This is a genomic window from Tardiphaga sp. 42S5, assembly GCF_034044155.1.
Taxonomy (GTDB): domain Bacteria; phylum Pseudomonadota; class Alphaproteobacteria; order Rhizobiales; family Xanthobacteraceae; genus Tardiphaga; species Tardiphaga robiniae.
Genome location: NZ_CP139027.1, coordinates 4860324 through 4874986 on the forward strand (window position 1 = coordinate 4860324; position 14663 = coordinate 4874986).

The following is a 14663-nucleotide window of genomic DNA, read 5'->3' on the forward strand; positions in this document are numbered from 1 at the left end:
TCGGCGGCTCAAACAGTAGCCGCGGCGCTCAGTCGACGACCTCGACCTGCAGCACGTCGTTGAAACGGTTGAATGCTCCACACAGGGAGATGCGCCAGGTCAGCTCAACGATCTGCGCCTCGCTGAAATGCGCGCGCAGACGTTCGAACATGGCATCCCGGATGCGATGCCAGTTGCTGGTCACGGCAATCGAGTATTCGACGACGAGACGATCGACCTCGTCCAGTTCCGTGTGGTCCTCCCACTCCAGCAGACTGGCCGCACCGTCCGGCGAGATGCCTTCGACCTGAAGCTTCGGCGTATGCTGCGCGATGCAAAAATTGCACTGATTGATCAGCGACACCGACACCAGCGCGAGCTCAAGATAGCGCTTTTTCAGCACACCCTCGTCGGCGAGATCGGTCAGCATCCGCCAGGCGTGTTCGAAGATCGGCAGACGATTGGCCATAGCGCCGGACTGTCCCTCGAACGGTCCATAGACGAGCATGCGATCCCACAACGGCTTGAGGTGGTCAGGCAAATCGCCCCGTCGCTTGAGTGTAACGCGGGCCATGGCGGAACTCCTGACAGCAAATAGGACTATATTTGGCACCGGACAGCGCGAGCCGCCGTCAGTAGCGGAGCCTTCGGGCTTTGAGGTGGGTACAAAACAAGTCCTACCCAACCTGGCCCCTGATGTAAAAGGCGGAAACGGCCAAAAATCGGGATCTTCCAGCACGTTCTTTCGCAAACGGCACTCATGGCGGCATGAAATTTCGCTTTGGACTCCGGTTGCTCGTCCGGGCCGTTATGTGCTCTGAGGCAAAACCGGTGTCGACGACCTCCATCGACGAGGAATGCGCAGAAGATCTACAAGGGTCGCGAGCTCGCCGCGCTCATCGCGGCCTGTGAGCGTCGGGTTTAAGCCACGGCTCAGCGCCCGAATATTTTGCCAATGGAAGCGAACCCGATCCACTGCGGTGTCTTTGTGACGATAGCTTATCGCCCATGCAAACGCGCTCTTGTCTGCCCGTTTGCGGCAGAATGCACTGAGCCACACCAGACTTCGCGCCAACAATGGATCAGGAACAGACAGAATGATCCTTGTCTTTACTTGCGAGGATCGCTGCACTTCATGTCGATAGGCCCAGTGGCAGATTGCCTCCGGCGACCAATATCTGATGCACGCAGTCAATTCGTGGGTGAGGTCGGAAGCAGTATCGACAACGACACTGGCCCGATGCGCATCGTGCACGCGATGTGTCAGCGACACACGCAGGTTGAACAGAGCGCCGAAATTTTGCGGCAGCTGGCCTGCCCCATTAGGGAGGTCCGCTGGATAAGTTAGAGCTCCGGCGGTTGTAGTCGCCGAGATTGGCTGAGCGTGGTGGAGCGTAGAGGATGCTGGCCGCACGAGGCAAGATGGCTTGCGGTGTCGGCGGTACATAGCCGAGTGAGCTGTGCGGCCTGATCGTGTTGTAGTGCTGCCGCCAGTTCTCGATCAGGATCTGAGCCTCCTTCAGTGTGTAGAAGATTTCCCCGTTGAGCAGTTCGTCGCGAAGCTTGCCGTTGAAGCTCTCGCAGTATCCATTCTCCCAAGGTGATCCTGGCTCGATGTAGAGCGTCTTGACGCCGATGCGGCCCAGCCATTCGCGAACAGTAATGGCGGTAAATTCGGCGCCATTGTCTGACCGGATATGCGCCGGCGGACCATGCCGAGCGAACAGATCGGTCAACACCGCCAGCACGTCGTCGCTTCGGATCTGACGCTGGACGTGGATCGCCAAGCACTCACGGCTGAACTCATCGATCACCGTCAGCATGCGGAAGGCCTTGCCGTCGTGGGTGCGGTCAGCCACGAAGTCATAGCTCCAGACGTGACCGCGATAGCGTGGACGCAGTCGAACACACGATCCATCGTTCAGCCATAGACGGCCACGTTTCGGCTGTCGGTGCGGCACTTTCAGCCCCTCTCGACGCCAGATGCGCTCCACCCGCTTGGCATTTACCGTCCAGCCTTCCTGACGAAGCAGGGCTGTGATGCGGCGATAGCCATAGCGACCATAGTTCGAAGCCAGCCGGACGATATCCGCCGTCAGGCGCTTCTCATCGGATCGTGGCTGCAAACGCCGGCGCGGGGTCGAGCGGTGCTGGCCAGTCACACGACATGCACGACGCTCGGACACACCGAGCGCCGCACAGACATGGGCTACGCCAGCACGACGTCGGGAAGGGCTCAGTACTTTCCCTCGACGACTTCCTTCAGGATCAGCGCGTCCAGCGTCAGATTGGAGACCGCTTTCCTGAGCCGCGCGTTCTCCTTCTCCAACGCTTTCAGCCGTGCTGCCTGGGTCATCTTCAGACCGCCATACTCACGACGCCAGCGGTAGTAACTCTGCTCCGATATCCCGAGGCTGCGGCAGATCGCACCGGTCTTCTCACCCTGTGAAAGCCGAACCTCAGCTTCGCGCAACATCCCGATGATCTGCTCTGCCGTGTAGTGTTTCCGTGCCATTCCGTGCTCCTTTCAAAGCCCAAAATAGCCGAAACTCTAACTCTCAAACCGGACCACTTCTCAGGGGGAAGGCCATTGGTACGAGCAGCTGTAACTCAGCTCTGAAAGCCACGCTGACTTTGCCGACAAGGGCCGTGCCCTCAACTTTTGCAATCTTGCCGGCATAAGATCCGGAGAACCCGCAGCTGACTTCCCGTCCACCAAACAAGAGGTTCTTCCCGGGCGCATCGGTGTGTTGACGCGTCATCAACTCGCCGCGCCATCGTCCATTCTTGGCATCGAAGATCCCTGTGTAATAAAAGAAGCTGTCGCCTCCGATAAGCGCTCCATCCTGCAAGTTGATGATGCCAGAGGCCCGGCGTCGATCCTCTCCGTCCATCGAGATGCGTATCGAATAGAGCCCGTTGGCAATTGGCATGGACAGGTCCGGTTCGAACGAGGCTAAGTCGGCTCAGATATAAATGTCGCGCGGACAAATTTAGAGCTCACAACGAGATAAATACATCGAATCTCGGTTAAGGCATGCATTAGAGCGTTCCCGCTTTCGTTGAGAAATTACCAAAAGCGTAGAAGGACATCGGTGACCTGAGACACCGATGGATCCTGATCCATATGACAGTCGACCAAAGCCGGCAACGGTCGTTAGCTCGGCTAGATCGTCTTTCCTAGCTTCCGGGATACGCTCATTCACGAAACTCATTTTTCACTTCTCTTTTGACGTCGGTCGAAGCCACAGAACAACAGTACTTTTAGTCCGCTCTCTGCCCCATCACACTCAATTCATTCCCATCGATTCAGACAGCACAAAGATTCGGCCGTTCCTGCGCGATCTTCCAAGGATATTCGTCGATCGAATGTTATGGAATGAGCAGATCGCCGCAGAGAAAAGGCTGGTCCACTTTCGTATCAAGACGCAGACCCCTACGCCGAAAGTTGATCCTCCGATGGATTGCGCTCGCGCATTGCAACCTCTCCAGTTCCTTCAGCACTGCCACTTCTCAGAATGAGGTTCAATCTAGTCCGGTTTTTGACTTTAGATACAGTTTATCGCGCTCGCACAGCGCCATGAGTTGCCACTCAAATTCCCGACTGGCTTTGACGTAGGACTAATAACTTGATGAGCGCCTCGATCCTAGCGACCGATCGCGAGATATGGCGTTCCTTTGACGTGATTACCGTGTGACAATCAACGGCTCTTAGCGCCGCAAAGCCCGCAGGTCGCCACCTTCGGGCTTTGCTGACTGGCGGGCGCGGGAATTACTTTCGCGCCAGTGCCTTGCGCTTCATGCTCTCGGCGAACAGCGGCGTCTCGCGGTGATTGTGGTCCCCACCGGCGGCCTGACGGCCCGCCGCGGCGGTTTCGAAGGACACATTGTGCTCTTTCAGGAACGCGAGGAATTCCTCGGTCGGATGTGCGATGACGCTGTTTGTGTATTCGCAATGATCCGCATCGATCGGTTTGATGCTGAGATCCCAGATGATCTGCACCTTGGTGCGGCCGTTGGGCGTGAAGGCGTCGGAGATCGAAACCATCCGGCAGTGATGCTTCTCGGTGATCTCGCCGACATATTGCTGGATCATCAGCGTCTCGCCGATTCGTTCCACATTGATCGACATACGCTTGCCCTCGTCGGTATAGGTGGCGCCGCAGGCGACATGGTCGGGCGGGCAGCAGCGCTTGTATTCGTCGTTCGGCAGGTTGAACAGCCAGTCCGCGATGTCGATCTTGTCGGCTGCGATATCCAGCACGTGGCTGTAGCTGCTGTCCGACAGTTTCAGAGCAGTGATGACTTTGGTCATGGGGTGGTCTCCGATTGGTACGGTGATGGTGGATTGGAAACGACGGATGGATCGACAATCAGCACGATCTTCCCGAAGCCGCCGCCCTCTTTCATGCGGCGATGCGCCTGCGCGGCGTCGGCGAGCTGATAGGTGGCGCTGATCAGCGGGTGCAGCCGGCTGGCCGCGAACAGCGGCAGCACCCGCTCCACGAAACGCGTGGTCATCGCGCGTTTCTCCTGTGCGGTTCGCGACTTCATCACCGTGCCGATGATCCTGAGGTGATTGTGCAGCACAAGATTGAGCGGCATCGTTGTTTCGGCCTGCCCGCTCATCAATCCCACCTGGACGAGCACGCCACCCGGCTTGAGCAGGCGCAGATTGCGCGCCAGATAGTCGCCGCCGATGAAGTCGATCACCGCGTCCACGCCGGCGCCGCCGGTCAGCGCCAGAATATCCGCGTCGAAATCGCCATGCCGGTAATCCACCACATGCGCCGCGCCGATCGTCTTCACACGGTCGACCAGAGCCGTCGAAGCTGTCGCGTAAACCGTAGCGCCGAGCGCCGACGCCAGTTGAACGCAGGCCGAGCCGACGCCGCCGGCCGCGGCATGGACGAGGATCGACTGACCCGGCTTCACGTCTGCGAGATGCGTCACCGCCTCGCATGCGGTGACGAAGGATTCCATGATCGCTGCCGCATCGACGAAGGAGACATGATCGGGGATGCGCACTGCGCTCCGGTGATCGATCCGCGCGAATTCGGCATAGGCGCCGCCGCCAACGATCCCCATCACGCGGTCGCCGTGCGCGAAGCCCTCAACCCGTTCGCCGACCTCGACGACGGTGCCGGCGATCTCCAGTCCCATCACGTCGCTGTCGCCGAAATTTGGACGGCCATAGGCGCCGGTCCGCTGCAGCAGGTCGGCGCGGTTGACGCCCGTTGCCGCCACGCGCACCAGGAGATCGTCGGGCCTCAATTCGGGCTTTGGCGCCTCGCCCAGACGCAGCACGCCCTCGTCGCCGAACGTATCGAATAGGATGGCCTTCATGTGCAGTTTCATTCCATACCAATGCAGCGAGGTGTGCGCGCTGTGTGAGCGTCAGAAGACAGTAAGTCGCCGGATGTTTCTTGGACGATTGGACTGTCGCTTGTTCGAAAGGCAGCGCGCGAGGTCGGCGTGCTGGTTCGCCTGATCTGGCAGTTGCTCGCGTGGTTTGGAATGGCGTTGCCACGGGAAACGCCTTTGCATAAAATGCAAAGATGCAGGACGCGCGCTTCGCAGAACATCTCGCGGTCTTTGTTGATATTGTCCGTTCCGGCAGCTTCTCGGCCACCGCGCGCGCGATGTCGGCGAAGCCATCCTCGATCACCCGCCAGATCGACGCGCTGGAAGAGATGATCGGCTCCAGGCTGTTCGTACGGTCGACGCGGATGATCCGGCTGACCGCTGCCGGGCAGATCTTGCTGAAACGCGCCGGTCCGATTCTCGATGCATTGGCGGATGCTCGCGCCGAGATCGCATCACTCGACGGCGCAATCTCCGGCTCGTTCCGGATCGCCTGCCTGCCGACATTCGGCAAACGCTACGTCCTGCCGGCGATCGAACACCTCATGCATGCGCATGCCGGATTACGGATCGAGATCGACCTGACCGAGCGGCTGGCCGATCCCGTCGTCGATCGCATGGACGCGGTGATCCGCATCGGACATCTGCCCGACAGCAGCCTGATCGCCACCAAGATCGCGACCCAGCGCATGATCCTGTGCGCCTCTCCGGACTATCTGAAAGAGGCAAGCGCACCGTTCAGCCCCGCGATGGTCGAGCAGCATCGATTGATCGACAAGCTGCATGGCGACGATCTGCTCGGCTGGCGCTTCGCCGTCGGCGTCGACGCGATGCCGGCCGTGCGTCGGCAGACGGTGTTTCGCTGTGACGATTTCGAGGGGTTGCGCGACGCCGCCTGCCGCGGATTGGGCATCGTTCGCCTCGCATCGTGGGTCGTGTGGGAAGATCTCGCCGCCGGCCGCCTGATCGAACTCCCGCAACCGCGCGACTTTGCCGAACCGGCAGAAGACGGCATCTTCGTCCTGCGCGCGCTGGCCAAGCCGACCGCGACGTTCCAGGCATTCATCACTGCGCTAAAGAGCAGCATCGGCCAACCGCCCGTTTGGAGTGCGCCTGAAACTGGACACCGATCATACGGAGAGCGGGCCGCTGGTGAAATTCGGCTACCAAGCCGCTCTGCCGAAGGTTCCTGAACGACCGCGTCCCTGCATATGGCTTCTGATCTCCTGGAGTAAAGTAACGCTATCGCCTGAGTTCCTGATGTCGTTCAAACGGCGGCTTCTGGATGTCGATGGAGCGCAGTGAGCGGAGGCGTATTCGCATTGACGATGAGCCCATCGCCGATGTCGATTATCAGCAACTCTTTCCTCGACTCGCCTAAGGTGACCGGGTGAACCTCAACGCAAATACAATGGCCAGCTTCGAGCCTGAGGAACTTCCCGGCGGCTTCTGTGGAAAGGGAACGCGGTCGACCCACTGACAGGGCGCTGTGGCCAAGTGGGACTTCGAGTGTTCGGAGCCGAACCTCATACGCAACCGGCAGCAGTGCACATGCGCAGTTATCTCATCTCGATTCCTGGTTGATCTCGGAGGTAAATGCAAGGAGGTGCGCCAAGCCACGCAGTAACGAGGGCCTCCAAGTGAGAGTAACCGCGACCAAGACAGCGCTAACACTTATAATCGTGAGCCAAAGAACAGCGCCGAAACTAACGCCATCCCGGACTACCGCTGTGGCCAAACCGAAACATAGAAAGCAGTATCCGAAGGTGCGGAAAATGCTCACCGCGAGATGGGAGAATGAATCGGTGCGTGTGACCTTACGCCAGTGATGGCTCTGACTCAGAGCTAACAAGGCGAAACCAAAATACGTGCTCCCCAGCACTATCAAAAGCATGATTGCTTCGAAAATGCTCTTCATGCAGTCACCCCGACCGAGCCGCTGACGCGAGGCGAGCTTGCCGCTGAAGCGTTTGTGCGATGCGGGCCGCCAGGATAGCGCCAACTAGGAGCATCAGGTCCATCCCAGCTACGGGCCACAAAGAACGGTCGAGCGTAGTTCGCGCGATGTGGTCGCCGGTTGTAATCCAGTTCAATGAAACGGCGACAGAAGCAAGCAAGGCAATTGCCCAGCAATGTCGTGACCACACCTGTACTGGTCTCAACCATGCATCCCCCAGTGCAAGAAGCCACACAAGATAAAAGACCCATACTTCCAGCGCAGAACGATCAAGATGCTTTGCGGAGAAAGGGGTCGGGAGCAGCCGATTCGCTACAAAGAATGATATTGTCGCAATAATTATCCCAGTGATGCTGGCAACAGCCAAGCACCGCACAATTCGATAGCCATTATCGCCGCCATCGTGCTGCTTTTTGCGTGCTTCAAGCCAAAAGGAGAAGCCGGTTGCAATAAGGACGCATCCGGACAGTCCTAAGAGAAAGTAGATCCATCGAAGCGTCCAGTGTGTGAATTGAATAAAGTGAAAGCCCGATATAAACCGCTGGGATTGCATGATGGGAGGCGCAACATGCTGCGACAAAACGCTACCAGTTGCACCATCGAACGTGATTGAGTCGAAATTCTTTGCCACGGTACCTTCGCTCGAACTCGCCAATCGAACGTATGCCTCTGTGTCACCATAGTGGCGAATACTCACTGCTGAGATCTTCCGTCCGCCCCATCTGCGCGAAGCTTCATCTGCCATGCGATCCAGCGAAGTTAACGGTCCGCCGATGTGTGCCGCGGGTCGCGAAAAATCACCGTATGCTTCGCTATAGAACGCGTTTATGCCGCCGGAATAGGTCGCGTTGATTGCTGCCGGATAGTAGATTGCAAAGAAGGCGATTAGGCCGGAGAGGGTTATTGCGATATGAAACGGCAGACCAAGAACCCCGGTCAGGTTATGTAGATCAAGGAATAGACGGGTTGGCTTCATGGTCCTCATTGTAAAGAAATCAAGAAATATCCGGGGATGAATAATAACGCCGGAGACTAGCAGCGCTAGCATTGCCATTCCGGCAAACCCAACAATCCAGAAGCCTATACCTTTTGCTTTTAGATGCAGGCTGTAGTGAAACGGATTGATAAAGCCAGTCCCGCCTAGTGAGCCTGAGTTCAACACTCTGCCGCTTGTATCTACGAGGTAGATCTGCTGAACCCCTCCCGGCCCGTCGTATCTAAATTGCATGAATGGCGAGCGATTCGACGGCAGGACCACATGCCAACTAGTTGGAGTTCCGACCGAAGGGAGCGTCACAAGCAACGGAACGATTGTACGATCTAGCGACATCTGACCGGAAGGACTGGCCAAACGAGTTTCCGGCATCATCCATCGGTCGATTTCGCGATCGAAGACCGCAAGCGTGCCCATCCAGAATATGGCAAACAGTAACGCACCGACGGTAACCCCGGCCCACGTGTGGAGCCGGCTCATCGACGCGCGGAAGGTTGAATCCATTTCAGCTTCCAGCCATCAGGGAGTGAATCCCGCGCACTCCCTGGCTGCAAGCAGCAGTTCCAAACGTCATAATCAAACCAACCCGCGTCAATCGGCTTTCCGCAAATGCCCAAATTATCAGGCAGAGAAAGATCGGAAAGCCAAGCATTGAAGCAAGAACAGCAGACTCCGAACGATGCAAGACCAACATCGCTGACAGCGCCGCCGCCATGAGGGCAACGATGTTGGCAGAGAAAAAGTAGCCACCAAAGACGGCAATGATGAGCCGACAGGCAATATGCGCCCTCGGCCCTAGCATTAGAAATTGAACGTGCTGGAAAGCCTGAAGGTGCGCGGCGCACCGATGGCTAGAGTGCCCCCGTAAGCCGACATCCAATAATTCTCGCCAAATACGTTCTCGACGTTAAAGCGGATCGTAACGGGCTTTCCATTTTGGCCCGCGAAAGTATAGCGGGCGCCGACATCTGCTCGCGTCCAATCGGGAATACTGCGACGAGGCTCCGTAAGGTCGTACAGTTGAGAGCTTGTGTAGATAACACGACCGTTCAACGTCAGACCCGGTATGAAGGGCGCGTCCCATTCTCCGCCAAAGTTAATCTGCGTTTCTGGAACGCCATTCGCACGCTTCCCATCGTTAACGCCCCCCTGACTCTTTGTTAGGACAGCGTCGAGAAACGTTACGCCGCCAAGAACGCGGACACCGCTAGCGACCTCGCCAAACGTGTTTACCTCGACGCCGCGATTACGCTGCTCGCCAGCAACTGTAAGTGTGTTTGATGGCGCATCTAGAATTGCACTAGGCTGTGTGATCTCAAAAGCGCTGACGGTCGCAGTTACACGCCCGAAGTCTACCTTGACGCCGACTTCGCGCTGCACCGACTGGTAAGGCGGCAATACCTGACCGACGTTAGCGTATTGGGTGCCAACTATAGTCCCTTGCTGGAGGCCTTCAATGTAATTGCCATAAACTGAAACGTTCTCCAGCGGCTTAAGCACCAAACTGACAGATGGGCTGAGGGCATCGGAGGCATAAGCGCTTGTACGGGTTCCAGTGGCGGCATAATTATTACCGTCAACATACTGCTGCCGAACGCCTACAGTGAGCTGCACCCGCTTGTCGAGCGTAGACATGGTGTCCGCAATGCCGACGCTAGAGGTGCTGCCGTCATAGTTCTTTATAGCTACTGGATCAGCCAGAAACGGGGCGGGTCCGAACAGCGGGTTATAAATATTCGATGCTGGTATCGGCGCGTTGACGCTAGCGAAGCCGGCATCGCGAGTTACAATGGCCCCCTGTAGGCTGACTGCGTGATGTATAAAGCCGGTTTGGACTTGCGTTCTTACGCCGGCATCTAATGTCTTATATTTCTCGTACAGATCATTCTTGAACGCAGACGTGGTGTAATCGCCATTCGCGTTGATAACCGCAGGGAACAGCGTTAGCGGCTTGGCTTGATGTTCGTGGTTTCCTACAGCTGCCCAGACCGTGAGGTTGTCCGTGAGATCAGCCTCGCCGCGTAAAATCTGAAAATGATCCTTGCGCTCCATGTAGGTCCATGGGGGCGCGAAATTCTTGCTTGCGTCTGGGGCGGCGGGGATAGCAAAGCCTGGGTTTATTCTGGCAAAGGTCACAAGACCTCGGGTGTTCTGCTCTTGATAGCCAACATCTGCTGACACGCGAATGCGTTCATTTCGGTAGTCAAGCCCCACGACAGCTAAAGCCATCTTGTCTTTATTGGTCTGGACAGACGTCTCGCCGTCGCGGTAGGCCCCGTTGAATCTGATGCCGAATTCATTGAACTCGCCAAAACGCCTTCCGACGTCAAGGTGAGTCCCCCATTGAGAATTTGAACCGTAACCTGTCGTCAACTGCGCGATCGGAACGTCGCCTGCACGTTTCGGTACGACATTGATAGTCCCTCCAACTGACCCGAACGGTGGCATACCATTCAGAAGCACTCCCGGCCCCTTTATAATCTCGATGCGCTCGGCAAGCTCTGTGCTCACGGACCAATACGGGAGCATTCCGTAAAGACCGCCATAGCTGATATCTGACGTGGAGACGGGGAAGCCGCGAATGTTTAGTCCATCCTCTGCGCTGCTCCCGGTGGGGCGGGTGAACTGCACCGACGGGTCGTTCAACAAGACATCGCGTACCGTCTTCGCCTGCTGATCTTGTATAGTTTGTGCGGTAAAGCTGGTGGTATTGAACGGCGCGTCCATTACACTTCGGTTGCCCAGCATCCCGAGTTGACTCCCAGAAGCAACTTGTCCACCTGCATAGGCTTTGGGGAGAGCGCCAATCATACCCGTTGAGGGCGTAGTCGGTCTTGCTGGCTCGACGGCGCGTGCAGAGGGCCGTGCTGCTCGAACGGCGGCGGATCGACGCGGCGTTGCGCGAGTTACAGTTCTTGGATTAGGGGCATCCACTCGTACAGCAGGCAAAGTAGTGGGCGCTTGGGCCGCAGCTCCGCGCTGTCCATCTATTGATAACGCGACCGTGCTGACCGCCCCCAGTAAAGCTACTCTGCAAGCAGTGTTATCAAAACTGAACATCGGAAAATTTGCCCCGTAAATCGGCCCTTTTCTGTTAGGCCCCCAAGCTCACTTACAGGAACGATTGAAAAGTTCCCATGGGGCAGCCTTAGATTCAATCCAGAAATGCACGACATGCGTTTAAGCGCACTAAGGCACCGCCCACCCATCACTCGGAGTGCGACAAGGAGCCGGGTTTAACGGGGCGTAAGAAAACCTTGCAGTATATGGAGCAAGACGTTTTAAGGCGCTTTTCAAGCATGGCTTCAGTGGGAAGCGTTGCCATCCCTCACCTTAATGCCCACACAGAGGCAAAGCCTAAATCTAGATATCAGGTATGATCACGGTCTTCGAGATGCGCTTCGCAATCCTCTGCACATCCCGAAGAGCACGCCTACCCGCCAACAACTTCATTAGCGTCGTAAGGATTTCATGTCGCGGACCTTGAGACCGCATGACATCCAAGTCGTAAGGCCTGGGCTGCGCGACTACTAAATGGACTTGGTCATTATCCAGCCAATCGGCATCAAAGGCTTTTACAGAGATTGGCATTCGAAGTTGTTGCACTCTAATCATGTAAATTTGGCGAGACACTTTCGACGCGGTGCGTGCCGCAGTCATGCAAGTTGGAAACGCTACCTTCAGGTTATGAGCCAGGCATGCTCGGATCCTGGAGCGCTAATCCTCCTCGTAGCCGTTCCCATCGATCGCTTCAGCCGTGAGCGATATGTCCCCCGCGAACAGCCTGTCCTTGCTGAGCAGGCCGGCGTCCTCGAGGGCGTCCATGTCGGGCAGGTCGCGCAACGTGTCGAACCCGAACTGCGCCAGGAACGCCTTGGTGGTTACATAGGTGTACGGCGCGCCGGGCTGCGGCGCGCGCGGACCGGAGCCGATGAGGTCCAGCCGACGCAGATGGCCGATGACGTCGCGGCTGATCTCCTTGCCGAAAAACTTGCCGAGCTCGCCGCGGGTGATCGACTGGAAATAGCCCACACACAGCAGCACCTGCATCTCGCTTGGCGACAGCATGCTGCCCGGCTCCCCGGCCCCGGTCGCGGTGCGGATCGCGTCGGCGAACTTTTTGCGGGTGCGGTGCTGCCAGCCGCCGGCGACGGCAACGAGTTCATAAGGCCGGCCGCGCAGTTCGGCCTGGATGTCGTCGATGAGCGGATCGAGATTGCAGTCGGGCCCGACGACCTTCGCCAGCATGGCGCGGGTGACCGGCTCCCGCGAGGCAAAGATCACCGCCTCGACGCGGCCCATCCATTCGCGCCAGCGCAGCGCGGTCGGCAGATCCGTCAGCGCGGTGTCCAGCGAGACCTTGGCTTTGGCGCGGCGTCCCATCCTACAGCCCGTACAGTCTGAACGTGGGGCGGCCCGTCAGTTCGCGGACGACGCCGAGCGACACCAGACGTTCGAACAGCCGGCGGCTGGAGCGATCGCTGGCGGTCTGCCCTCCCCGCGCCGGTTGCGCATCTTCGCTGAGCAAGGTCGCCACCATGGTGTCGGCATCCCGGCTGCGCAGTTTTGGCGCCGCGCCGAGCAAGCGATCGGCGCGGTGTCCGAGCTCGGCATAGCGATCCAGGCGGCCGCGGCGGCGCAGGCATAAGCCAGGCTGCAGGCCTGCATCCAGCCTTGATCATTGGAGTTATTTGTCGCCCGGCGCAGACCATGTCCGGTGAGATGGGCCGCCAGCAGCGGCACCGGCGCCGGCCAGCTGAGGTGATGGGCGAGCACGGCATCGGCCAGCCACAGCGCCAGCGGCCAGCAGTCCGGTCGCAGCCGCAGGCTCATCGCCGCCGTTGCCGCGGCGGCCTGCACCGGATTGCCGCCGCCGATGCATTGCGCCAGCGCACATGCGATCGCCTGCTGCAGCGCTTCGTCGTCGCGGCAAGCCAGCAGCGCCGGCAGCATGGTCGGCCACGTCTCCTTCAGCGTGAGCGCCTTGCCGGTCCCGAGCCGGCGCCAGGCGCCGAGCAGTCGGCCGGCGGGGCCCGGATCATCGCGGTTCTGGCGCAGATACCAGTGATCACGCAACATCGCTTCGTCTTCGGTGCGGCCGCCCTGCCCGGCCAGCCTAGCTGCGCATGTGAGCGCCAGGCGCTGGCGCCACAACGTGGCGAGCAGATGCTCATCGCGCGCGATCGGATGCAGCGCCGCCAGCGCTGCGCCGGCCACAAATGGCGCGTCGTCGGCGCTGCCTGGGACATCGCGCAGCCGCGCCCAGCCCGGCATCGGCGGGAAGCGGCGGGGCGGTGCGGGAATCAGGCGGATGCGGGAAGACATGCCGCAGCGTAAGTCGGTGCGGCGCTTTGCGCCATAAAATCCGCCCAAACCGTCCCAGGTTATGGTTAATAAAAACGAGTGATAATGTTGCCTTATCGTTCGTTATTCGCGTGGGGATCAAAATGAGTCCCGAGGGGCTCAGTGCTGAATTCGATCTCTCGGAAGGCTCCGTGCCGGCTGAGAGTGCGGCTCCGGCTAATTGATCGTTGGGCGGGGGAAGTTGCGACCATCAGCTGCAATAGACTCCCAACCCCGCGAGACCGGGGTTGTCAATCGCCGGGGGTTCGCGGTTCAACGCCATCATCCCGCTTCGGGCGGGCGTGAACGAGAACGGCGAGCATGAAGACGATGGTTCGGCAATGTCGGACAGGGCTAGAAGCCGCACAATCTCGTTTCGACGTGCGATCTGCTGAGAGTCGACGGGACCCGCGTGTACGAGCCCGTAGCTCAGAAGTCTTGCGGAGCGTCCGACATTACGCGCGGTGCGCGGCAACGCGGCCGAGACGCATGACGAATCCAGACCGCCGCTTAGTTCGAGCCCGGCGCAGCGGGCCGCCTGCAGTGGTGGCGCCAGAACTTCCGCGATCAAGTCAAGAAAGTACAGGGCGGCTTCCGAATGCGAAGCGAGCACCTAGGTCTGATGCCCTCTCGGTTGCCGAGGCTTGTGGATCGCGAGATCGGCGATCGAGGCTCTGGCATGCTGGCCGCCTGCGAGCAGTTTGACACCGCGAACGACCATATCGGTAGCCGCCGAGGCATAACTGCCGAGGAATCCATCGGGGTCAGTACGATGGCATTGCTCGGAAAGCTCAATCGTCGCAACACCGATTTCGACGTCGAGATAATTGGCGTACTCGCAGCAAGACTGCTCAGTTTCGTGCGGAGAAAGGCGGCGGAGATACAGATGACAAACGAACGTCAGGATCGGCATAGTGCCCCTTAGTGAATGCCCTTCACTAATGAGTTCACCGGCGGAAGTAACACAAGTCGACGACAGGCCATGACGACGGTCGGCGACGCCCTTACGGACAAACCATCATGTGG

Annotated in this window: 12 protein-coding genes and 1 pseudogene; 1 reads left to right on the plus strand and 12 read right to left on the minus strand. The window is 58.6% G+C overall.

What is annotated here, in order from left to right; translation table 11 throughout:
- Positions 1 to 28 precede the first annotated feature (28 nt).
- From SFY93_RS22650 to SFY93_RS22670, 5 genes are all read right to left on the minus strand, one after another.
- Complete coding sequence (locus SFY93_RS22650; protein WP_320444681.1) at positions 29 to 553, minus strand: carboxymuconolactone decarboxylase family protein; 525 nt, start codon at positions 551 to 553, stop codon at positions 29 to 31.
- A gap of 748 nt (positions 554 to 1301) precedes the next feature.
- Positions 1302 to 2494 (minus strand): IS3 family transposase gene (locus SFY93_RS22655; RefSeq protein WP_320444660.1). Its coding sequence is split into 2 segments (ribosomal slippage): positions 1302 to 2233 and positions 2233 to 2494, totalling 1194 coding nucleotides; the frame shifts between segments, so codons are not numbered across the junction.
- A gap of 43 nt (positions 2495 to 2537) precedes the next feature.
- Entirely contained in the window at positions 2538 to 2912 is a 375-nt protein-coding gene (locus tag SFY93_RS22660; protein ID WP_320444682.1) for a GrlR family regulatory protein, read from the minus strand.
- 839 nt (positions 2913 to 3751) lie between these two features.
- On the minus strand, positions 3752 to 4294 hold the full coding sequence (locus SFY93_RS22665) for a hypothetical protein (protein ID WP_320444683.1): 543 nt from the start codon (positions 4292 to 4294) through the stop codon (positions 3752 to 3754).
- Positions 4291 to 5325: an NAD(P)H-quinone oxidoreductase gene (locus SFY93_RS22670; protein WP_320444684.1), complete on the minus strand. Its 1035-nt coding sequence runs from the start codon at positions 5323 to 5325 to the stop codon at positions 4291 to 4293. Before SFY93_RS22670 ends, SFY93_RS22665 begins: the two co-directional genes overlap by 4 nt.
- Before the next feature lie 212 nt (positions 5326 to 5537).
- Between SFY93_RS22670 and SFY93_RS22675 the strand changes: the two genes are divergently transcribed.
- Positions 5538 to 6536, plus strand: a complete 999-nt coding sequence (locus SFY93_RS22675; protein ID WP_320444685.1) for a LysR family transcriptional regulator — start codon at positions 5538 to 5540, stop codon at positions 6534 to 6536.
- Between the two features lie 371 nt (positions 6537 to 6907).
- On the opposite strand, the gene SFY93_RS29700 is transcribed toward SFY93_RS22675, so the two are convergent.
- From SFY93_RS29700 to SFY93_RS22700, 7 genes and pseudogenes are all read right to left on the minus strand, one after another.
- Positions 6908 to 7261 carry a DUF3325 domain-containing protein gene (locus tag SFY93_RS29700; protein WP_414716949.1) on the minus strand — a complete coding sequence of 118 codons (354 nt, stop codon included), beginning with the start codon at positions 7259 to 7261 and terminating at the stop codon, positions 6908 to 6910.
- A gap of 4 nt (positions 7262 to 7265) precedes the next feature.
- A complete protein-coding gene (locus SFY93_RS22680; protein ID WP_320444686.1) occupies positions 7266 to 8798 on the minus strand; it encodes a PepSY-associated TM helix domain-containing protein in 1533 nt (510 codons plus the stop codon).
- Between the two features lie 297 nt (positions 8799 to 9095).
- On the minus strand, positions 9096 to 11042 hold the full coding sequence (locus SFY93_RS22685) for a TonB-dependent receptor (RefSeq protein ID WP_320444687.1): 1947 nt from the start codon (positions 11040 to 11042) through the stop codon (positions 9096 to 9098).
- Positions 11043 to 12011: 969 nt separating this feature from the next.
- Positions 12012 to 12677: an SMC-Scp complex subunit ScpB gene (scpB, locus tag SFY93_RS22690; protein ID WP_320444688.1), complete on the minus strand. Its 666-nt coding sequence runs from the start codon at positions 12675 to 12677 to the stop codon at positions 12012 to 12014.
- Position 12678: 1 nt separating this feature from the next.
- The gene (locus SFY93_RS29625; RefSeq protein WP_349255059.1) at positions 12679 to 12879 is read right to left on the minus strand and encodes a DUF1403 family protein; all 201 of its coding nucleotides are present in this window, start codon (positions 12877 to 12879) and stop codon (positions 12679 to 12681) included.
- A 101-nt stretch (positions 12880 to 12980) separates the two neighbouring features.
- Positions 12981 to 13619: pseudogene (locus SFY93_RS22695) on the minus strand (DUF1403 family protein); the annotation flags it as partial.
- A 631-nt stretch (positions 13620 to 14250) separates the two neighbouring features.
- Entirely contained in the window at positions 14251 to 14550 is a 300-nt protein-coding gene (locus tag SFY93_RS22700; RefSeq protein ID WP_320444689.1) for a hypothetical protein, read from the minus strand.
- Between the last annotated feature and the right edge of the window lie 113 nt (positions 14551 to 14663).

Coding starts and splice junctions, on each gene's coding strand:
- SFY93_RS22665 (WP_320444683.1), bottom strand. CDS start 4,294: ATGACCAAAGTCATCACTGCTCTGAAACTGTCGGACAGCAGCTACAGC.
- scpB (WP_320444688.1), bottom strand. CDS start 12,677: ATGGGACGCCGCGCCAAAGCCAAGGTCTCGCTGGACACCGCGCTGACG.
- SFY93_RS22685 (WP_320444687.1), bottom strand. CDS start 11,042: ATGCTGGGCAACCGAAGTGTAATGGACGCGCCGTTCAATACCACCAGC.
- SFY93_RS22670 (WP_320444684.1), bottom strand. CDS start 5,325: ATGAAGGCCATCCTATTCGATACGTTCGGCGACGAGGGCGTGCTGCGT.
- SFY93_RS22680 (WP_320444686.1), bottom strand. CDS start 8,798: ATGGATTCAACCTTCCGCGCGTCGATGAGCCGGCTCCACACGTGGGCC.
- SFY93_RS22660 (WP_320444682.1), bottom strand. CDS start 2,912: ATGCCAATTGCCAACGGGCTCTATTCGATACGCATCTCGATGGACGGA.
- SFY93_RS22650 (WP_320444681.1), bottom strand. CDS start 553: ATGGCCCGCGTTACACTCAAGCGACGGGGCGATTTGCCTGACCACCTC.
- SFY93_RS29700 (WP_414716949.1), bottom strand. CDS start 7,261: ATGAAGAGCATTTTCGAAGCAATCATGCTTTTGATAGTGCTGGGGAGC.
- SFY93_RS22675 (WP_320444685.1), top strand. CDS start 5,538: ATGCAGGACGCGCGCTTCGCAGAACATCTCGCGGTCTTTGTTGATATT.
- SFY93_RS22700 (WP_320444689.1), bottom strand. CDS start 14,550: ATGCCGATCCTGACGTTCGTTTGTCATCTGTATCTCCGCCGCCTTTCT.